This is a genomic window from Micromonospora sp. Mcm103 (genome assembly GCF_024519755.1).
Classification (GTDB): domain Bacteria; phylum Actinomycetota; class Actinomycetes; order Mycobacteriales; family Micromonosporaceae; genus Micromonospora; species Micromonospora aurantiaca.
In genome coordinates this window covers 281373-299553 of the sequence record NZ_JALJRJ010000003.1, presented here as the reverse complement: position 1 = coordinate 299553, position 18181 = coordinate 281373, and the positions used below count along the sequence as shown (strand labels likewise).

The 18181-nt window shown below is 71.9% G+C and carries 17 protein-coding genes, 1 tRNA gene and 1 pseudogene; 16 read left to right on the top strand and 3 right to left on the bottom strand.

Annotated elements, in window-relative coordinates:
• Window positions 1–39: 39 nt before the first annotated feature.
• From OC439_RS06305 to OC439_RS06290, 4 genes are all read left to right on the top strand, one after another.
• Window positions 40–993, top strand: a complete 954-nt coding sequence (locus OC439_RS06305) for a 4-(cytidine 5'-diphospho)-2-C-methyl-D-erythritol kinase (RefSeq protein ID WP_262012619.1) — start codon at window positions 40–42, stop codon at window positions 991–993.
• Window positions 994–1058: 65 nt separating this feature from the next.
• Complete coding sequence (locus tag OC439_RS06300) at window positions 1059–2858, top strand: ABC-F family ATP-binding cassette domain-containing protein (protein WP_262012618.1); 1800 nt, start codon at window positions 1059–1061, stop codon at window positions 2856–2858.
• 97 nt (window positions 2859–2955) lie between these two features.
• The gene (locus OC439_RS06295) at window positions 2956–3411 is read left to right on the top strand and encodes a DUF4383 domain-containing protein (RefSeq protein WP_194798671.1); all 456 of its coding nucleotides are present in this window, start codon (window positions 2956–2958) and stop codon (window positions 3409–3411) included.
• Between the two features lie 116 nt (window positions 3412–3527).
• On the top strand, window positions 3528–3995 hold the full coding sequence (locus OC439_RS06290; protein ID WP_262012617.1) for a DUF4383 domain-containing protein: 468 nt from the start codon (window positions 3528–3530) through the stop codon (window positions 3993–3995).
• A gap of 24 nt (window positions 3996–4019) precedes the next feature.
• Here OC439_RS06290 and OC439_RS06285 read toward each other — a convergent pair whose 3' ends face one another.
• Complete coding sequence (locus tag OC439_RS06285) at window positions 4020–4688, bottom strand: TetR/AcrR family transcriptional regulator (RefSeq protein ID WP_013473950.1); 669 nt, start codon at window positions 4686–4688, stop codon at window positions 4020–4022.
• 72 nt (window positions 4689–4760) lie between these two features.
• On the opposite strand from OC439_RS06285, the gene OC439_RS06280 reads away from it, so the two are divergent.
• The 9 genes and pseudogenes from OC439_RS06280 to OC439_RS06240 all read left to right on the top strand — a co-directional run bounded on the left by OC439_RS06280 (window position 4761) and on the right by OC439_RS06240 (window position 13115).
• Window positions 4761–5501 carry a helix-turn-helix domain-containing protein gene (locus tag OC439_RS06280; protein WP_262012616.1) on the top strand — a complete coding sequence of 247 codons (741 nt, stop codon included), beginning with the start codon at window positions 4761–4763 and terminating at the stop codon, window positions 5499–5501.
• A 47-nt stretch (window positions 5502–5548) separates the two neighbouring features.
• Window positions 5549–5619 (top strand) — tRNA-Gln (locus OC439_RS06275).
• A 73-nt stretch (window positions 5620–5692) separates the two neighbouring features.
• Window positions 5693–7216, top strand: a pseudogene (gene glmU, locus OC439_RS06270) (bifunctional UDP-N-acetylglucosamine diphosphorylase/glucosamine-1-phosphate N-acetyltransferase GlmU); the annotation flags it as partial.
• 56 nt (window positions 7217–7272) lie between these two features.
• The gene (locus OC439_RS06265) at window positions 7273–8253 is read left to right on the top strand and encodes a ribose-phosphate diphosphokinase (protein WP_013283956.1); all 981 of its coding nucleotides are present in this window, start codon (window positions 7273–7275) and stop codon (window positions 8251–8253) included.
• 284 nt (window positions 8254–8537) lie between these two features.
• Window positions 8538–9233, top strand: a complete 696-nt coding sequence (locus OC439_RS06260; protein ID WP_262012615.1) for a 50S ribosomal protein L25/general stress protein Ctc — start codon at window positions 8538–8540, stop codon at window positions 9231–9233.
• A gap of 100 nt (window positions 9234–9333) precedes the next feature.
• Complete coding sequence (gene pth / locus OC439_RS06255) at window positions 9334–9924, top strand: aminoacyl-tRNA hydrolase (protein ID WP_262012614.1); 591 nt, start codon at window positions 9334–9336, stop codon at window positions 9922–9924.
• Between the two features lie 65 nt (window positions 9925–9989).
• A complete protein-coding gene (locus tag OC439_RS06250) occupies window positions 9990–10823 on the top strand; it encodes an inositol monophosphatase family protein (protein WP_262012613.1) in 834 nt (277 codons plus the stop codon).
• 79 nt (window positions 10824–10902) lie between these two features.
• Window positions 10903–11814 carry a sulfate adenylyltransferase subunit CysD gene (cysD, locus tag OC439_RS06245; RefSeq protein WP_013283960.1) on the top strand — a complete coding sequence of 304 codons (912 nt, stop codon included), beginning with the start codon at window positions 10903–10905 and terminating at the stop codon, window positions 11812–11814.
• On the top strand, window positions 11814–13115 hold the full coding sequence (locus OC439_RS06240) for a sulfate adenylyltransferase subunit 1 (protein ID WP_262012612.1): 1302 nt from the start codon (window positions 11814–11816) through the stop codon (window positions 13113–13115). The genes cysD and OC439_RS06240 overlap by 1 nt, the downstream gene beginning before the upstream one ends.
• Window positions 13116–13163: 48 nt before the next feature.
• On the opposite strand, the gene galK is transcribed toward OC439_RS06240, so the two are convergent.
• Together galK and galE are read right to left on the bottom strand one after the other, a co-directional pair.
• Window positions 13164–14315 carry a galactokinase gene (gene galK, locus OC439_RS06235; protein WP_262012611.1) on the bottom strand — a complete coding sequence of 384 codons (1152 nt, stop codon included), beginning with the start codon at window positions 14313–14315 and terminating at the stop codon, window positions 13164–13166.
• Window positions 14312–15298, bottom strand: coding sequence for a UDP-glucose 4-epimerase GalE (gene galE, locus OC439_RS06230; protein WP_262012610.1), 987 nt, complete (start codon window positions 15296–15298; stop codon window positions 14312–14314). The genes galK and galE overlap by 4 nt, the downstream gene beginning before the upstream one ends.
• 177 nt (window positions 15299–15475) lie before the next feature.
• Here galE and OC439_RS06225 point away from each other — a divergent pair, with 177 nt between their 5' ends.
• The 3 genes from OC439_RS06225 to OC439_RS06215 are packed head-to-tail and all read left to right on the top strand — an operon-like array spanning window position 15476 to window position 18161.
• Window positions 15476–16492 carry a hemolysin family protein gene (locus OC439_RS06225; protein ID WP_262012609.1) on the top strand — a complete coding sequence of 339 codons (1017 nt, stop codon included), beginning with the start codon at window positions 15476–15478 and terminating at the stop codon, window positions 16490–16492.
• Window positions 16493–16525: 33 nt separating this feature from the next.
• A complete protein-coding gene (gene trpS / locus OC439_RS06220) occupies window positions 16526–17551 on the top strand; it encodes a tryptophan--tRNA ligase (RefSeq protein ID WP_262012608.1) in 1026 nt (341 codons plus the stop codon).
• Between the two features lie 22 nt (window positions 17552–17573).
• The gene (locus OC439_RS06215) at window positions 17574–18161 is read left to right on the top strand and encodes a 2'-5' RNA ligase family protein (protein WP_410054890.1); all 588 of its coding nucleotides are present in this window, start codon (window positions 17574–17576) and stop codon (window positions 18159–18161) included.
• The last annotated feature ends 20 nt before the right edge of the window (window positions 18162–18181 follow it).

Sequence of the window (18181 nt, the reverse complement as noted above, 5' to 3'; positions counted from 1 at the left end):
GCCGCTCGACATCCGCCCACGTCCGGTGGAGTCCACCCGGTGACCGAGGCATGGCGACCGGGGGACGAGGACGGGCAGCGGCGCGGGTCCGGCGGCCCGGTCAAGGTGCGGGTGCCCGCCAAGGTCAACCTGCATCTCGGGGTCGGACCGCTGCGGCGTGACGGCTACCACGAGCTGAACACCGTCTACCACGCGATCTCCATCTACGACGAGCTGACCGCCCGTCGCGGCGACACGCTCACCCTCACCATGGAGGGCGAGGGCGCCGGCGAGCTGGCGCTGGACGACACGAACCTGGCGCTGCGCGCCGCGCACGCGCTCGCCGGTTACGCGGGCGTCGCCCCGCACGCCCGGCTGCACCTGCGCAAGCAGATCCCGCTCGCCGGCGGGCTGGCCGGTGGCAGTGCCGACGCCGCCGCCGCGCTGGTCGCCTGCGACACGCTCTGGGGCACCGGGCTGTCCCGCGACGAACTCGCCGGCATCGCCGCCGACCTCGGCTCCGACGTGCCGTTCCTCATCCACGGCGGCACCGCGCTCGGCACCGGCCGGGGCGAGGCGGTCAGCCCGGTACTGGCCCGCCCCACCTCCTGGCACTGGGTGGTGGCGATCGCCGACGGCGGCCTGTCCACCCCGGCCGCGTACCGGGAACTGGACCGGCTGCGCGACAGCGGAGCCGCCGGCACGCCGCTGGGCAGCACCGACGCGCTGCTCGCCGCGCTGCGCCAGCGCGACCCGCGGGTGCTCGCCGCCACGCTCGGCAACGACCTCCAGGACGCCGCGCTGACCATGCGCCCGTCGCTTGCCGAGACGCTCAAGGCAGGCGAGGCCGCGGGCGCGCTCGCCGGCATCGTCTCCGGCTCCGGGCCCACCTGCGTCTTCCTCGCCACCGGCGAGGCCGACGCGGTCCGGATCGCCGCCGAGATCACCGCCGCCGGGGTGTGCCGGGAGGCCCGCGTCGCGCACGGTCCGGTCGCCGGCGCCCGCGTGGTCTGACGCCCCGTACCCTTGACTCAGGCGTCCCGGGCCCCCGGGACGCCTGAGTCGTGAGGGGTGGGTCAGTGGCCAACATCGTCAACCTGGACCGGGTGTCCAAGGGGTACGGCGCCGCGGGGCCGCTGCTCACCGACGTCTCGCTCGGCCTCGACGACACCGACCGGGTCGGTGTGGTCGGTCTCAACGGCGCCGGCAAGTCGACGCTGCTGCGGCTGCTGACCCGTACCGAGGAACCCGACGACGGCCGCGTCACGCACCGCCGCGACCTGCGGGTGGCCTGGCTGCCGCAGCGCCTGGACCTGGCCCCCGAGCTGACCGTGCGGGACGTCGTGCTCGGCACCGCCTGGCTCGGCGAGAGCATGGGTGCCGAGCACGAGTGGGCCGGCGACGCGGGTGTGCGCGCCATCCTCGACGGCCTCGGCATGCCCCACCTCGGCCTGGACACGCCGGTCGGCCCGATGTCCGGCGGGGAACGCCGCCGCGTCGCGCTCGCCGCGCTGCTGGTCCGCGACGCCGACCTGCTCGTCCTCGACGAGCCCACCAACCATCTCGACGTCGGCGGCGTCGACTGGCTGGCCCGGCACCTCGTCACCCGCAAGGGCGCGCTCGTCGTGGTCACCCACGACCGCTGGTTCCTCGACGCCGTCTGCACCACCACCTGGGAGGTCGCCGACCAGACCGTCCGGGCGTACGAGGGCGGCTTCGCCGCGTGGACGCTCGCCCGTGTCGAACGGCAACGCGTCGCCGCCGCCACCGAGGCCCGCCGGCAGAACCTGCTCCGCAAGGAGATCGCCTGGCTGCGCCGGGGCGCCCCCGCACGCACCTCCAAGCCCAAGTTCCGCATCGACGCCGCGAACGCGCTCATCGCCGACGTGCCGGAACCCCGCGACACCATGTCGCTGCAACGGCTCGCCACCGCCCGGCTCGGCAAGCAGGTGTACGACCTCGACCACGTCCGGCTGCACGCCGGCCCGAAGGAGATCCTGCACGACACGACCTGGCAGGTCGGTCCCGGCGACCGGGTGGCGATCCTCGGCCGCAACGGCGCCGGCAAGACCACGCTGCTGCGGATGCTCGCCGGGGTGACCGGCCCCGACGGCGGGCGCTTCGCCGCCGGGCAGACCGTCCGGCCCGCGTTCCTGTCCCAGGAACTCGCCGAACTCCCCGGCCACCTGCGCGTGCTGGAAGCCGTCGAGGAGGTGGCCCGGCGCGTGCAGTTCGGCGACCGGGAGATCAGCGCCGCCCAACTCGCCGAGATCTTCGGCTTCGACGACAGGCGGCTCTGGACCCCGGTGAGCGACCTGTCCGGCGGTGAGCGCCGCCGCCTGCAGATGCTGCGGCTGCTCGCCGGGGAACCCAACGTGCTGCTGCTCGACGAGCCCACGAACGACCTGGACACCGACACGCTCGCCGCGCTGGAGGACCTGCTCGACTCGTGGCCCGGCACGATCGTCGTGGCCAGCCACGACCGCTACCTGATCGAGCGGGTCACCGACGTCGCGTACGGCATGTTCGGTGACGGCCGGCTGGTGCACCTGCCCGGCGGCGTCGACGAGTACCTGGTGCGCGCCGCCGCGTCCGGCGGCCCGGCGCCCGCCGATCTCACCCCGGCCACGGCGGCGCCGGCGCGCGAGGGCATGTCAGCGGCCGAGGTACGCGTCGCGAAGAAGGAACTGAACCGGCTGGAACGGCAGATCGCCAAGCTCGAACAGAAGGAGGCGGGCCTGCACGAGCAGCTCGCCGCGAACGCCACCGACTACGCCCGGGTCGCCGAGCTGGACGCCCAGCTCAAGGAGGTACGAGCCGAGCGGGACCGCACCGAGGAGACCTGGCTGGCCCTCGCCGAGGAGCTCCCGGGCGGCTGACCTGCCGCCGGGGTGGGGGGTGTGCGGCGTCACTGACCGGCGTACGGGACAATCACCGGTGGAACCCTCGTCCGAACGGTCTTTTGGAGACGCAGAGATGGCCCACACCCCCGTCAACCACCCCGCGCGGCCGATCTACCGGGCGATCGGCGGGCTCGTTGGTCTGTACTTCGTCGTCTTCGGCGGCCTCGGCATCATCGCCAGCGCCGGCAACGACTTCCTCGCCCAGGACGACACGAAGGTCCTCGGCCAGGGCACCAACATGGCGTTCTCGCTGCTGTCGGTGCTGGTCGGCGTCGTGATCCTGGTCGGCACCGCGATCGGCCGCAACCTCGACGTGGCGATCAACCAGTGGCTGGCCTACACGCTGATGGTGATCGGCCTGGCCGCCCTGGCGTTCCTGCAGACCGACGCCAACATCTTCAACTTCTCGATCATGACCGATGTCGTGGTCCTGACCCTGTCGCTGGTGCTCCTGATGGTCGGCATGTACGGCAAGGTCGGCTCCGACGACGAGCACGAGGCCTGGCAGAAGGCCCGCCTGGTGCTCTGATCCCGTCTCGTACCCGAAGGCCCGGCGCGCTGCGCCGGGCCTTCGGTGTTTTCCGGACGCCGACGGACATCCCAAGCGACAATTGGCCCGAATCAGTCACACGGCTGGAGGGCATCATGGCGCACTTCCCGGTGAACCACCCCGCACGGCCGCTCTACCGGGTGCTGTCCGGGCTCATCGGCCTCTACATCCTGGTCTTCGGCGTCTTCGGCGTCTTCCAGACCTGGGGCGAAGGACTGTTCGGCCGGGACAGCGACTGGGCGCTCGGCCTGCGCACCAACCTGGCCTTCTCGCTGGTCTCGGTGGTCTTCGGCGCGGTCCTGCTGGTCGGGGCGTCCCGCCGCGACAACCTCGGCCACTACATGAACCTCACCGCCGGCGTGGTCTTCCTGGTCACCGGCATCCTGATGATGTCGGTGCTGCAGACCTCGGCGAACTTCCTGAACTTCTCCATGTCGACGGTCATCGTGTCGCTGCTGTTCGGGCTGGTCCTGCTCGCCACCGGCCTGTACGACAAGGTCGGCACCGCCGAGCACGCCGAGGAGGAGCGGCAGCGCCGGTACCACCCGATCGGCGAGCGCTGACGCGGCTGTTGCGCTGACGCGGCGTCAGCCCCGGGGAATCGGCCCCGGTTTCGACTCCAGGTGCGACAACCCGTTCCAGGCCAGGTTCACCAGGTGCGCCGCCACCGTCTCCTTGCGCGGCTTGCGCACCTCCAGCCACCAGCGGCCGGTCAGCGCCACCATGCCCACCAGCGCCTGCGAGTAGAGCTCCGCCAGCTTGGGGTCGTAGCCCCGGATGGAGAACTCGCCCGCCAGGATGTGCTCCACCTGGTGCGCCACGTCGTTCATCACGCTGCTGAAGTTGCCCGTCGCGGACATCAGCGGTGATTCGCGGACCAGCACCCGGAAGCCGCTGGTCTCCTCCTCGATGTAGGTCAGCAACGTCAGCGCGGCCTGCTCCAGCAGCTCCCGCGGGTTGCCCGCGGTCAGCGCGGTGGTGATCCGGTCCAGCAGGGCGCGGACCTCCCGGTCCACCACCACCGCGTAGAGGCCCTCCTTGCCGCCGAAGTGCTCGTAGACCACCGGCTTGGAGACCTTGGCGCGCGCCGCCACCTCCTCGATCGAGGTCGCGTCGAAGCCCTTCTCGGCGAAGATCTGCCGGGCGATCGAGATCAACTGCTCGCGTCGCTGCGTCGCGGACATCCGTACCCGGGAGGGCTTCGCCGCCGGCACGGGCCGCCGCCGGGCGCGGTCGCTGCCGGAAACGTCGGTCACCCGTCCATCCTGCCAGGCGCGACGCTCACGGTCAGACCGGCCACTGTCGTACGTACGTCCTAATCTGCGCGGGTGACCGTCGGTGATGAGTCTGGTACCCGTCCGCCGTCTTATCGAGGGTGGAAGCCGGAGCTGCATGCGCGGGCGCTGGCTCTGCGGCGAGCCGGCTCACCGGTGGGGGAGATCGCGCGGGTGCTCGACGTCTCGAAGTCCACGGCATACCTGTGGACTCGGCATCTGCCGCTGGATCCGGCGCTGGTGCGCCGGCGGCGGCGGGTCGCCCAGCAGGCGCGTGCTGACGCGCAGTGGAGCGCGCACCGGGCGGCGCGGGACGCGGCCCGGGCCGAGGTGGTGGCCGCGTCGGCGGACTGGGTTCGGTGCCTCGACCGGCGCGAGTTGTTGCTGATCGGCGCGGCGATCTACTGGTGTGAGGGTGGCAAGGCGAAGCCCTGGCGTCCGAACGACTGCCGGATCAAATTCGTCAACAGTGATCCGTTGCTGGTGATGCTCTTCCTTCGCTTCCTGGACGCCGTCGAGGTGCCGGTCGAGGACCGGAGGTTTCGGGTGAGCATCCACGAGACGGCGGACGACGCGGCTGCGGTGCGGTGGTGGGCGGCTCGGGTGGGCGTGCCGGCGGAGGACTTCCAGCCCACCACGATCAAGAGGCACCGGCCGCTGACCAGGCGCAAGAACGTCGGGGCCGACTACCACGGCTGCCTGACCGTGCACGTCGTGAGTGGAACCCGTCTCTATTGGAGGATCGAAGGGATCATGAAAGGAATGAGCAATGAAGATCCACGTCGTGACCGGTAAGGTGTAGGCAGCCGGCGGGCGTAATACTATTTGCCCGTTTTCGACCATCCCGGGTCGTCTAATGGCAGGACGTCAGGTTTTGGTCCTGATTATAGGGGTTCGAATCCTCTCCCGGGAGCTTCTGCTGTTTGCCCTCCGTCGCGTGGTTAGCATGACCGCGAGACTGTCGCCGTCCCGACGGGAGCCACGTCGTGTCCCAGCCCCACCTCCGCACCGTTGTCGTGCTCGCCGCCGGTGAGGGCAAGCGGATGAAGTCGTCCCTGCCCAAGGTGCTGCACCCGCTGCTCGGCCGTACCCTGCTCGGTCACGTCCTCGCCGCGGCCGGCCCGCTCGGCGCGGACCGCACCGTGGTCGTGGTCGGCCACGGCGCCGACCAGGTCCGGGAGCACCTGACCGAGGTCGCCCCGGGTGCCACGCCGGTGCTCCAGGAGCGCCAGCTCGGCACCGGGCACGCGGTCCGCATCGCGCTGGACGCGGTGCCCGACGCGACCGGCACCGTCGTGGTGATCAACGGGGACGTGCCGCTGCTGCGGCCGGAGACGGTCCAGGCGCTCGTCGAGGCGCACGAGGACGCCGCCGCGGCGGCCACCGTGCTGGCCGCCGAGGTGCCGGACCCGACCGGCCTGGGCCGGATCGTGCGGGACGTGCAGGGGCACCTGGAGCAGATCGTCGAGGAGCGCGACGCCACCCCCCAGCAGCGCGCGCTGCGGGAGATCAACGCGGGCATCTACGCGTTCGACGCGGCCCGGCTGCGGGAGGCGCTGGGCAAGCTCTCCACCGACAACGACCAGGGCGAGGAGTACCTGACCGACGTCTTCGCGCTGCTGCGCGACGCCGGCGAGCCGGTGGCTGTGCACTGCGCCGCCGACCACGTGGAGACGCTCGGCTGCAACGACCGGGTCGAGCTGGCCGCGCTGCGCCGGCTGCTGCGCGACCGGGTCAACGAGGGCTGGATGCGTACCGGCGTCAGCATCCTCGACCCGCACACCACCTGGATCGACGTGACGGTGACCGTCGAGCGGGACGCGGTGATCGACCAGAACACGCAGCTCCAGGGCGCCACGACGGTCGGTGAGGGCGCGCTCGTCGGCCCGGACACCACGCTCGTGGACACGGTGGTGGGGGCGGGCGCGAGCATCGTGCGCAGCCACGCGCTCGGCGCCGAGGTGGGCCCGCAGGCGAGCGTCGGCCCGTATGCGTACCTGCGGCCGGAGTCTCGGCTGGGCCGCAAGGCGAAGGTCGGCACGTTCGTGGAGACCAAGAAGGCGTCGATCGGTGACGGCTCGAAGGTGCCGCACCTGTCGTACGTGGGCGACGCGACGATCGGTGACCACAGCAACATCGGCGCGGCCACCGTCTTCGTCAACTACGACGGGGTACGCAAGCACCACACCACCATCGGCAGTCACGCCCGTACCGGGGCGGACAACATGTTCGTGGCGCCGGTGCGGGTGGGCGACGGCGCGTACACGGCTGCGGGTTCGGTGATCACCGGGGACGTGCCGCCGGGTGCGATGGCGGTGGCGCGTGGTCAGCAGCGCAACGTGGAGGGCTGGGTGCTGCGCAAGCGCGCCGGTACGGACGCCGCGGAGGCGGCGCGGCGGGCCGGTGAGGGTGCGTCGGACACGGGCGGCGCCGCAAGCGAAGGTGACTGAATCCACGGGGATCGCCGGGCCGTGGGTGGATCGCTGAACCGGGGGCATACTGCAACCGAACAGTCCCCGGCCCCACCGCCGCCGGGCACCACCGACATACGGGAGCAGACGGGCCCATGGGCAGCATCGTCGCCGAAAACCGCAAGAGCCTGATGCTCTTCTCCGGGAGGGGTTTTCCGGAGCTGGCCAAGGAGATCGGTGAGGTGCTCGGCGTCGCGCCGACGCCGGCCGACGCGTACGACTTCGCCAACGGCGAGATCTTCGTACGGTACAAGGATTCGGTCCGTGGTTCGGACGCCTTCGTGGTGCAGTCCGTGACGCACGGCGTGAACACCTGGGTCATGGAGACCCTGATCATGGTCGACGCGCTGAAGCGCGGCTCGGCCAAGCGGATCACCGTGGTACTGCCGTTCTACCCGTACTCGCGGCAGGACAAGAAGCACCGCGGCCGGGAGCCGATCTCGGCGCGGCTGATCGCCGACCTGCTGAAGACCGCCGGCGCGAACCGGATCCTGACCGTCGACCTGCACACCGCGCAGATCCAGGGCTTCTTCGACGGCCCGGTGGACCACCTGTTCGCGATGGACGTGCTGGCCGAGTACGTGGAGCACAAGTACGCGGGCCGGCCGATGACCGTGGTGGCGCCGGACTCGGGCCGGGTACGCGTGGCGGAGCGCTGGACCGACCGGCTGGGCGGCTGCCCGCTGGCGTTCATCCACAAGACCCGCGATCCGCTCAAGCCGAACCAGGTGGTGGCGAACCGGGTGGTCGGTGAGGTCGAGGGCCGGGTGTGCCTGATCGTGGACGACATGATCGACACCGGTGGCACGATCACCAAGGCGGCGGACATCCTCAAGGAGCAGGGCGCGGCGGAGATCGTGGTCGCCTCGACCCACGCGCTGCTGTCCGACCCGGCGACGGAGCGGCTGAAGAACAGCCCGATCAGCGAGGTCGTGGTGACTAACACGCTGCCGCTGCCGTCGGAGAAGCAGCTGGACAAGCTGACCGTGCTGTCGATCGCCCCGCTGCTGGCGCGGGCGATCCGGGAGGTCTTCGACGACGGCTCGGTGACCACCCTGTTCGGTGGCCTGAGCTGAGCGTGCGGTCCGGTCGCCGGGGGTTCCCGGCGGCCGGGCCGATGCCCTGCGGAACCGGCGGGGCGGTGATATGGGGGACTGCCGGAGAGCCGGGAATCCCCTCGGGTAGACTGGTGCGGTTGCCACGGCGAGGGTGCCCGGCGGGCTGCTGACAAGCACCGCACGGAGGCGCCGTCATCGACGCGGTGCTCCGGGCGGTCGTTCATGACCCTAGCCCCAGCGAGCCCCTCGCCCCAGCACCGCCAGACGACAAGCCGCCGCAGCGAAGCATCAGGAGTTTCCCCGTGTCCGAGGTAAAGATCAGCGCCGAGCCCCGTACCGAGTTCGGCAAGGGTGGTGCCCGTCGTACCCGCCGGGCCGGCAAGGTGCCCGCCGTGCTGTACGGCCACGGCGAGAAGCCCAAGCACATCGCGCTTCCGGCGCGGGAGTTCGCCGCCGCGATCCGCAAGGGCGGCGCGAACCAGCTCTTCGCGATCGAGGTCAGCGACGGCACCCAGGTGCTGGCGCTGCCGAAGGCGATCCAGCGTGACCCGATCAAGGACACCTTCGAGCACGTGGACCTGCTGCTGGTCCGCCGCGGCGAGAAGGTCACCGTCGAGGTCCCGGTCCAGCTGACCGGTGAGGCCGCGAAGGACACCCTGATCGTGCACGACCACGACACGCTGTCGGTGACCGCCGACGCGACCAAGGTGCCGGACCACCTGGAGGCGTCGATCGAGGGCGCCGAGGTCGGCACCCAGATCACCGCCGCCGACGTCGAGCTGCCGGCCGGCGTCGAGCTGGCCACGGACGCGGAGACGCAGGTCGCCTCCGTGACCGCCGCCCCGACCGCCGAGCAGCTCGAGGCCACCCTCCCCGAGGTCGAGGAGGCCACCGAGGAGGCCGAGGCCGAGGCCGGCGAGGAGACCGCCGAGGGTGCCGAGGGCGCTCCGGCCGCCGAGGGCGAGGAGGCCCCGGCCGAGGCGAAGACCGAGGCCTGACCGGTCCGCAAGGCTGTGCGACAGGCGTCCCCGGTGCCCGGGGGCGCCTGTCGGCGTATCGGGACGGCTGGTCGGGCGAGCGAGCGGGAAGGGGCGTCGGGTGACGGACGAGGCGGGGCCGTGGCTGGTGGTCGGCCTGGGCAACCCCGGCCGGGAGTACGCGGGCAACCGGCACAACGTCGGGTTCATGGTGGCCGACCTGCTGGCGGCCCGGGTGGGCGCGAAGTTCGGGCGGCACAAGCGCGCGATGGCCGAGGCCGCGGAGGGGCGGCTGGGGTTCGGCGGCCCGAAGCTGGTGCTGCTGAAGCCGTTGACGTACATGAACCTCTCCGGCGGTCCGGTGGCCGGGCTGGCGCAGTTCCACAAGATCCCGCCGGCGCATGTGATCGCGGTGCACGACGAGCTGGACATCGCGTACGGGCAGGTGCGGGTGAAGTGCGGCGGCGGCGAGGGCGGGCACAACGGCCTGCGCTCGATGTCGAAGTCGCTCGGCACGAAGGACTACGTACGGGTGCGGTTCGGCATCGGCCGGCCGCCGGGCCGGCAGGACCCGGCTGACTACGTACTCTCGGATTTCTCCCCGTCGGAGCGCAAGGAGCTGGAGTTCCTGGTGGATCGCGCGGCGGACGTGGTGGAGTCCGTGGTTCTGAAGGGCGTGGAGCCGACGCAGAACCTGTACCACGGGGGTTGACCGGCGGGGCGGAGCCCGGCCGGTAGCCTCGGGCGGCGGGAGCGAAGGCGGGTGACGGGAGCATCATGGGCAGTCCTCCGATGATCGACGGCGGGTTCGCCCGGTGGCTGGCGTCCCGGGCCGGTCAGGCGCTGACGGCCCTGCGCGCGGAGATGGGCTTCGCCGACGTGGGCGCGCTCCGGTCGGCCGGTGACAAGGTCTCGCACGATCTGATCCGCACCGAGCTGGCGAAGTGGCGGCCGGCGGACGCGGTGCTGTCGGAGGAGGACGAGGGTTCGCGGCTGGCCTGGACGGCGGAGGTGACGGACGCGGCGTTGTCGCGCCTGAACGCGGACCGGGTCTGGATCATCGATCCGCTGGACGGCACCCGGGAGTACGCGGAGGAGGGGCGCGCGGACTGGGCGGTGCACGTGGCGCTGTGGTCGCGTAACGCGTCGAGGCCGCACGGTCTGGTGGCGGGCGCGGTGGCGCTGCCGGCCCAGCACCGGGTGCTGGGCACGGACCACCCGCCGGCGTACCCGCCGATGACTGTGGAGGCGGCCACCGGGAGCGGAGCGCGGGTCATCCGGTTGGCTGCCAGTCGTAGCCGTCCGCCGGTTTTCCTGACCGACCTGGCAGAGGACGTCGGCGCTCATCTGGTTCCGATGGGCTCGGCGGGCGCGAAGATCGCCGCCGTGGTCACCGGTGAGGTCGACGCGTACATCCACGCGGGCGGTCAGTACGAGTGGGATTCGGCCGCTCCGGTCGCTGTGGCGACGGCCACCGGTCTGCATGCTTCCCGGATCGACGGTTCTGCGCTGAAATACAACGGGGCCGACCCGCGTCTACCGGATCTGCTGGTCTGCCGCAAGGATCTCGCGAGTCGGTTGCTTGCAGCGTTGCAGCGGCATTCCGGGTAACCTGAGCGTTCTTCTTCACGAGTCCGACCTGAAAGGTCTGGAATCCGATGTACGGATCCGTGCGAATCGAGTTCGTGTCATGACGTCCCCCGCCGCGTACCAGGTGTCGCACCTCGACGCGCTCGAGGCGGAGAGCATCTTCGTGATGCGCGAGGTCGTCGCCGAGATGGAACGGCCGGTGCTGCTGTTCTCCGGCGGCAAGGACTCGATCGTGATGCTCCGGTTGGCACAGAAGGCGTTCGCGCCGGCCAACATCCCCTTCCCGGTGATGCACGTGGACACCGGGCACAACTTCCCCGAGGTGCTCGACTACCGCGATCAGCGGGTGGCCGAGCTGGGCCTGCAGCTCATCGTGGCGAGCGTGCCGGAGGCGCTGAACAAGGGCCTGGTCCGCGAGTCGGCCGACGGCATGCGCAACCGGATCCAGACGCCGGTGCTGCTGGAGGCGGTGGAGAAGCACCGCTTCGACGCGCTGTTCGGCGGCGCCCGGCGCGACGAGGAGAAGGCGCGGGCCAAGGAGCGGGTGTTCAGCTTCCGCGACGAGTTCGGCCAGTGGGATCCGAAGAACCAGCGTCCGGAGCTGTGGGCGCTCTACAACGGCCGGCACCACCCGGGCGAGTCGATCCGGGTGTTCCCGCTGTCGAACTGGACCGAGCTGGACGTCTGGCACTACATCGAGCGGGAGCGGATCCCGCTGCCGTCGATCTACTACGCGCACGAGCGCGAGGTGATCGAGCGCGACGGCATGCTCTACGCGGTGAACGAGTTCTTCCGGGCGCGCGCCGGTGAGCAGCCGTTCAAGGCCCAGGTGCGGTACCGGACCGTGGGTGACGCCTCCTGCACCGCGGCGGTCCGCTCGGACGCCGACACGGTGGAGAAGGTGATCGAGGAGGTGGCCGCCACGCGGATCACCGAGCGCGGCGCGACCCGCGGCGACGACCGGGTCAGCGAGGCCGCCATGGAGGACCGCAAGCGAGAGGGCTACTTCTGATGAGCGTCGAGACCCTGGCCCCGGCCGAGAGCGAGACCGCGCGGCCGATGGACCTGCTGCGGTTCGCCACCGCGGGCAGTGTCGACGACGGCAAGTCGACGCTGATCGGCCGTCTGCTCTACGACACCAAGTCGCTGTTCAGCGACCAGCTCGCCGCCGTCGAGGCGGTCAGCGCGGCCCGTGGCGACGAGTACACGAACCTGGCGCTGCTCACCGACGGCCTGCGCGCCGAGCGGGAGCAGGGCATCACGATCGACGTGGCGTACCGCTACTTCGCCACGCCGCGGCGGAAGTTCATCATCGCCGACACCCCGGGGCACATCCAGTACACCCGGAACATGGTCACCGGCGCCTCCACCGCCGACCTGGCGCTGATCCTGGTGGACGCGCGTAAGGGCCTGGTGGAGCAGTCCCGCCGGCACGCGTTCCTCTGCTCGCTGCTGCGGGTGCCGCACCTGGTCCTGTGCGTGAACAAGATGGACCTGGTGGACTGGTCGCAGGAGGTCTACGAGCGGATCGCGGACGAGTTCACCGCGTTCGCCGCGAAGCTCGACGTGCCGGACCTGACAGTGGTGCCGGTCTCCGCGCTGCAGGGCGACAACATCGTCACCCGCTCGGAGAACATGCCCTGGTACGAGGGCCCGTCGCTGCTGCACCACCTGGAGCGGGTGCACATCGCCTCGGACCGCAACCTGGTCGACGTGCGGTTCCCGGTGCAGTACGTGATCCGGCCGCAGTCCACCACAGTCACCGACTACCGGGGTTACGCCGGTCAGGTGGCCTCGGGTGTGCTCAAGCCGGGCGACGAGGTGATGGTGCTGCCGTCGGGCTTCACCAGCCGGATCGCGGCGGTGGAGACCGCCGACGGCCCGGTGGACGAGGCGTTCCCGCCGATGTCGGTGACGGTCCGGCTGACCGACGAGCTGGACATCTCCCGCGGCGACATGATCTGCCGGCCGAACAACGCCCCGATGGCCGTGCAGGACATCGAGGCGATGGTCTGCTGGATGGACGAGACGCGGCCGTTGCAGGTCGGCGGCAAGTACGCGATCAAGCACACGACCCGTTCGGCGCGGGCGATCGTGCGCGGGCTGCACTACCGGCTGGACATCAACTCGCTGCACCGCGACGAGTCGGCCGGTGAGCTGAAGCTCAACGAGATCGGCCGGGTCCGGCTGCGCACCACGGTTCCGCTGCTGGCCGACGAGTACCGCCGTAACCGCACCACCGGCGGCTTCGTCATCATCGACGAGTCGACGAACCGTACGGTCGGCGCCGGCATGATCGTCGAGGCCGGCTGACGCACGTGACGAGAAGGCCCCCGGCGCTGCGCCGGGGGCCTTTCGCGTTCAGTCCAGGCGGGTGACGCCGCCGGCCGGGAGCACCGTGAGCGTGCCGGGGGCGGTGAAGCCGCGCTCGGCGTACGCCGCCGTGACGGCGGCGGCCACCGCGTCGGCGGCGTCCGCGTCGACGAGGGCGAGCACGCAGCCGCCGAAACCACCGCCGGTCATCCGCGCGCCGTACGCCCGGGCGGCCAGCGCCGCCTCGACCGCGGTGTCGATCTCCGGCACGGTGATCTCGAAGTCGTCGCGCATGGAGGCGTGCGAGGCGGTCAGCAGCGGACCGGTGTCGCGGACCCGCCCGGCGCGCAGCAGCGCGACGGTGTCGAGCACCCGCTGGTTCTCGGTCACCACGTGCCGGACCCGGCGGCGGGTCTCGTCGTCGAGGCGCGCCAGCGCGGCGTCGAGGTCGGCGACCGTCACGTCGCGCAGCGCGGTCACCCCGAGCGTCGCGGCTGCCCGCTCGCAGCTGCGGCGGCGGGCCGCGTACTCGCCGTCCGCGTGCCGGTGCGGCGCCCGGCTGTCGATCACCAGCACGGCCAGCCCGGCGTCGTCCAGGTCGAACGGGATCTGCTCGACCTCCTCGGTGCGGCAGTCGAGGAACAGGGCGTGCCCGGCCCGGCCGCGGATCACCGCGGACTGGTCCATGATCCCGGTGGGCGCGCCGACGTAGTCGTTCTCGGCCCGCTGGGCGAGCCGCGGCCACCGCCCGGCGGGCAGGTCGAGCCCGCCGAGGTCGACCAGGGCGGCCAGCACCGCCGACTCGATCGCCGCCGACGAGGAGAGCCCGGAGCCGACCGGCACGTCGGAGGCGACGGCGAGCCGCGCGCCCGGCACGTCGTGGCCGTCGGCGCGCAGCGTCCACACCACCCCGGCCACGTAGGCGGCCCACCCGTCGACCCGGCCGGGCTCGTCGGCCTCCGCCGCGCCGAACTCGACCGGTTCGTCGCCGAGCTCCGACCAGACGGTCCAGCGTGCGCCGGGGGCGGGCGCGGCGGCGACCACGGTACGCAGCGGCAGCGCGAAGGGCAGCACGAAGCCGTCGTTGTAGTCGGTGTGCTCGCCGATCAGGTTGACCCGGCCGGGAGCCGCCCAGCGGCCCGCCGGCTCGGTGCCGTACCGCTGCCGGAAGCCGGCGGTGGCGCGGTCGGCGACGTTCATGAGGGCTGTCCCGCGACGTGCTCGCGGTAGAACGCCCAGGCGTCGCCGACCATGTCGTGCAGGGTCGGCTTGGCCGGCGTCCAGCCCAGCTCGTCGCGGGCCAGCGCGGAGGACGCGACCAGCTCGGCCGGGTCGCCCTCGCGGCGGGGGGCCACCTCGACCGGCACCGTGTGCCCGGTGACCTCGCGGACCACGTCGACCACCTGCCGGTTGGTGAAGCCGTTGCCGTTGCCGAGGTTGTAGATGCGGTGCCGGCCGGGGGTGGCCGCGTCCAGCGCGAGCAGGTGGGCGCGGGCCAGGTCCTCGACGTGGATGTAGTCGCGTACACAGGTGCCGTCGACTGTGGGGTAGTCGTCGCCGAAGAGCTGGAGCTTGTCCCGCCGCCCGGCGGCCACGTCGAGCGCGATCGGGATGAGGTGCGTCTCCGGGTCGTGCCGTTCGCCGATGGCCAGCCCGTCGCGCAGGTACGCCCCGGCGACGTTGAAGTAGCGCAGCGAGACGGCGGCCAGGTCGTGCGCGATGGCCTCGGAGGTCAGCGCCATGTCGACGGCCAGCTTGGTGGCGCCGTAGGTGCTGGTGGGGGCCTTGACGGCGGTCTCCGGGATGGGCAGCTCGGTGGGGTTGCCGTAGACGGCGGCGGTGGAGGAGAAGACCATCCGGGGCACCCGGGCGGCGCGGACCGCGTCGATGAGCGCGATCGAGCCGACCGTGTTGGTGTGCCAGTACAGCTCGGGGCGGATCATCGACTCGCCGGCGGCGATGAGGGCGGCGAAGTGCAGCACGCCGTCGAACCCGGCGTCGGGGGTGAGCACCTGGGCGGCCTCGTGCACCGGCAGCTCGACGTGGGTGGCGTCGGGGGCGAGGGCTTCCCGGTGACCGGTGCGCAGGTCGTCCAGCACGGTCACCTGGTGGCCGTGGTCGAGCAGCATCCGGGTCACCACGCTGCCGATGTAGCCGGCGCCGCCGGTGACGAGCAGTTTCACGTCGGTCCTCCTGCCTGGGCCGCGTCCCGCGGCGGCCGTTCCGCGATCACCCTACGGCCGAGGGCTGTGTCGCGGCTGTCGAGTTGAGTCCGCCTCCATTCCACCATAATCCTTCATGATTGAACAGATCCGAACATCGGGCCGAGCGTGCGGTGGCCGCTGTCTACCATCCTTCTCATGCGGGAGGGTGGTGGTCCCGGGCCCCGGCGGCGACCGTCGGGGCGGCCCCGACGCGAACCCGGCCCGCTGGCCCGCACCGTGGCCCGTCTCGTGGTGCGCGGCGCAGACGGCGCCACCCGCCTGGTCACCGCCCTGCTCGGGGCCAGCCCCACCGCCGGGCGGGAACGGATCAGCGAGGCCGAGCTGCGGGACCTGGTCGCGGCGAACACGCTGCTCGACCCGGACGAACGGCGGATCATCGACGAGGTGCTGGTGGCCGGCGCCCGGCTCGTCCGCGAGGTGATGGTGCCCCGCACCGAGGTGGTCTTCCTCAGCGCGGCGCTTCCGCTGACGCAGGCCCAGCGGCTGGTCCGGGACGACCCGCACACCCGCTACCCGGTGGTCGACGGCACCCACGACGACGTGGTCGGCCTGGTGCACCTGCGGGACGTGCTGCTGCGCCCGGACGCGGACCGGCTGCTCCTGGTCGGCGACCTGATCCGGGAGGTGAAGCGCCTGCCGGACAGCAAGCGCGTGCTGGCGGCGCTCACCGAGATGCGCCGGGAGGGCCACCACCTGGCCGTCGTCGTCGACGAGTACGGCGGCACGGCCGGCATCGTCACCTGCGAGGACCTGGTCGAGGAACTGGTCGGGGAGATCCGCGACGACGAGCACGGCCCGCTCGAACCGGAACCCGCCGGCCTGCCCGCGGTCGTCGACGGCCGGCTCAACCTGACCGACTTCGCCGAGCGCACCGGGGTGTCGCTGCCCGCCGGGCCGTACGAGACGGTGGGCGGGTTCGTGATGGCCGCCCTGGGCCGGCTGCCGGTGGCGGGCGACGAGGTGCCGGTGGCTGTCGACCCGGCCACCGGATCGGTTCCGGCCGATCCGGCGGGCTGGCTGCTGCGCGTGCTCACGCTCGACGGCCGGCGCGTGTCCCGCCTGGCGGTCTCCGCCGCGCGGCTGCCCGAGCCCCGGCGTGAGGTGAACGGTCCGCTTCCGCCCGTACCCGCCCGATCCACCGGCCCGTCATGACGGACGCCGGGGCTTGCTGACAGAATTGCCGCCATGTCCGACGTACCCGCCCGCCCGCGCGTCTTCTCCGGCATCCAGCCGACGGCCGACTCGTTCCACCTCGGCAACTACCTGGGCGCGCTGCGGCACTGGGTGGCGTTGCAGGACAGCCACGACGCCTACTACTGCGTGGTCGACCTGCACGCGATCACCGCCGGACACGACCCCAAGGTGCTCAAGCGCCGCAGCCGGGTGGCCGCCGCGCAGCTGTTCGCGCTCGGCCTGGACCCGGAGCGCAGCACGCTGTTCGTGCAGTCGCAGGTGCCCGAGCACTCGCAGCTGGCCTGGGTGCTCGGCTGCATCACCGGCTTCGGCGAGGCCGGCCGGATGACCCAGTTCAAGGACAAGTCGCAGAAGCAGGGCAGCGAGCGGGCCAGCGTCGGCCTGTTCACGTACCCGATCCTCCAGGCCGCGGACATCCTGCTCTACCAGGCGAACGCGGTGCCGGTCGGCGAGGACCAGCGGCAGCACCTGGAGCTCTCCCGCGACCTGGCGCAGCGGTTCAACTCGCTGTTCGGCAGCACCTTCACCGTGCCCTCCCCGCACATCGTGAAGGACACCGCGAAGATCACCGACCTGCAGGACCCGACGGCCAAGATGTCGAAGTCGTCGTCCTCCCCGGCCGGCATCATCGACCTGCTGGAGGACCCGGCCCGCTCGGCCAAGAAGATCCGCTCGGCGGTCACCGACACCGGCCGCGAGATCGTCTTCGACGCCGAGGGCAAGCCGGGCATCACCAACCTGCTGACGATCTACTCCGCGCTCTCCGGCCGGTCCATCGACGACCTGGTCGCCGCGTACGACGGCAAGGGCTACGGCGACCTGAAGAAGGACCTCGCCGAGGTGGTGCGGGAGTTCGTCACGCCGATCCAGGAACGCACGAACGCCTACCTGAACGACCCGGCCCAGCTCGACAAGCTGCTGGCGCGGGGCGCGGAGAAGGCCCGGTCGGTGGCCGCGGGGACGCTGCGGGACGCGTACGAGCGGGTCGGCTTCTTCCCGCCGGTGCGGTTCGAGTAACGGCCCGGACGGGCGGAGACGGGTGACGCAGCCGGTGGCCGGAGGGGTGGCGCGCGACGTGGCGGGCAGTGACACGGCGCCGGGCGGCGCGGACACGATCCAGATCGGGATCGCTGTCGACGTCCCCGAGCCCTGGGGCGGGATGCTCACCCGCCGCCGGGTCGAGGCCGGCGACCCGCTCGCCGTCCCCGCGCACGTCACCCTCCTCGGGCCCACCGAGATCCCGGTACGCGCGCTGCCCGCCGTCGAGGCGCACCTGGACCGGGTCGCCGCCACGCACCTGCCGTTCACGCTGCACCTGCGCGGCACCGGTACGTTCCGGCCGGTGACCCAGGTGGTCTTCGTGGCGGTGGCGGCCGGGATCAGCGAGTGCGAACTGCTCGCCGCCGCTATCAACTCGGCCCCCGAGCTGCGGCGCGAGCTGCGCTTCCCGTACCACCCGCACGTCACAGTGGCGCAGGACGTGCCGCCCGAGGTGCTCGACAAGGCGTACGAGGATCTCGCTGACTTCTCCGCGTTGTTCCAGGTGGACGCGTTCACGCTGTTCTCGCACAGCGGGGCGACCCGGTGGCAGCCCCGCCGCGACTTCCGGCTCGGCGGCCACAGCTGAACATCCGACCGGCCGGGGCC

Coding starts and splice junctions, on each gene's coding strand:
- OC439_RS06290 (WP_262012617.1), top strand. CDS start 3,528: ATGGCGCACTTCCCGGTGAACCACCCCGCACGGCCGCTCTACCGGGTG.
- cysD (WP_013283960.1), top strand. CDS start 10,903: ATGACGTCCCCCGCCGCGTACCAGGTGTCGCACCTCGACGCGCTCGAG.
- OC439_RS06265 (WP_013283956.1), top strand. CDS start 7,273: ATGGGCAGCATCGTCGCCGAAAACCGCAAGAGCCTGATGCTCTTCTCC.
- OC439_RS06225 (WP_262012609.1), top strand. CDS start 15,476: ATGCGGGAGGGTGGTGGTCCCGGGCCCCGGCGGCGACCGTCGGGGCGG.
- trpS (WP_262012608.1), top strand. CDS start 16,526: ATGTCCGACGTACCCGCCCGCCCGCGCGTCTTCTCCGGCATCCAGCCG.
- galK (WP_262012611.1), bottom strand. CDS start 14,315: ATGAACGTCGCCGACCGCGCCACCGCCGGCTTCCGGCAGCGGTACGGC.
- OC439_RS06250 (WP_262012613.1), top strand. CDS start 9,990: ATGGGCAGTCCTCCGATGATCGACGGCGGGTTCGCCCGGTGGCTGGCG.
- OC439_RS06295 (WP_194798671.1), top strand. CDS start 2,956: ATGGCCCACACCCCCGTCAACCACCCCGCGCGGCCGATCTACCGGGCG.
- OC439_RS06240 (WP_262012612.1), top strand. CDS start 11,814: ATGAGCGTCGAGACCCTGGCCCCGGCCGAGAGCGAGACCGCGCGGCCG.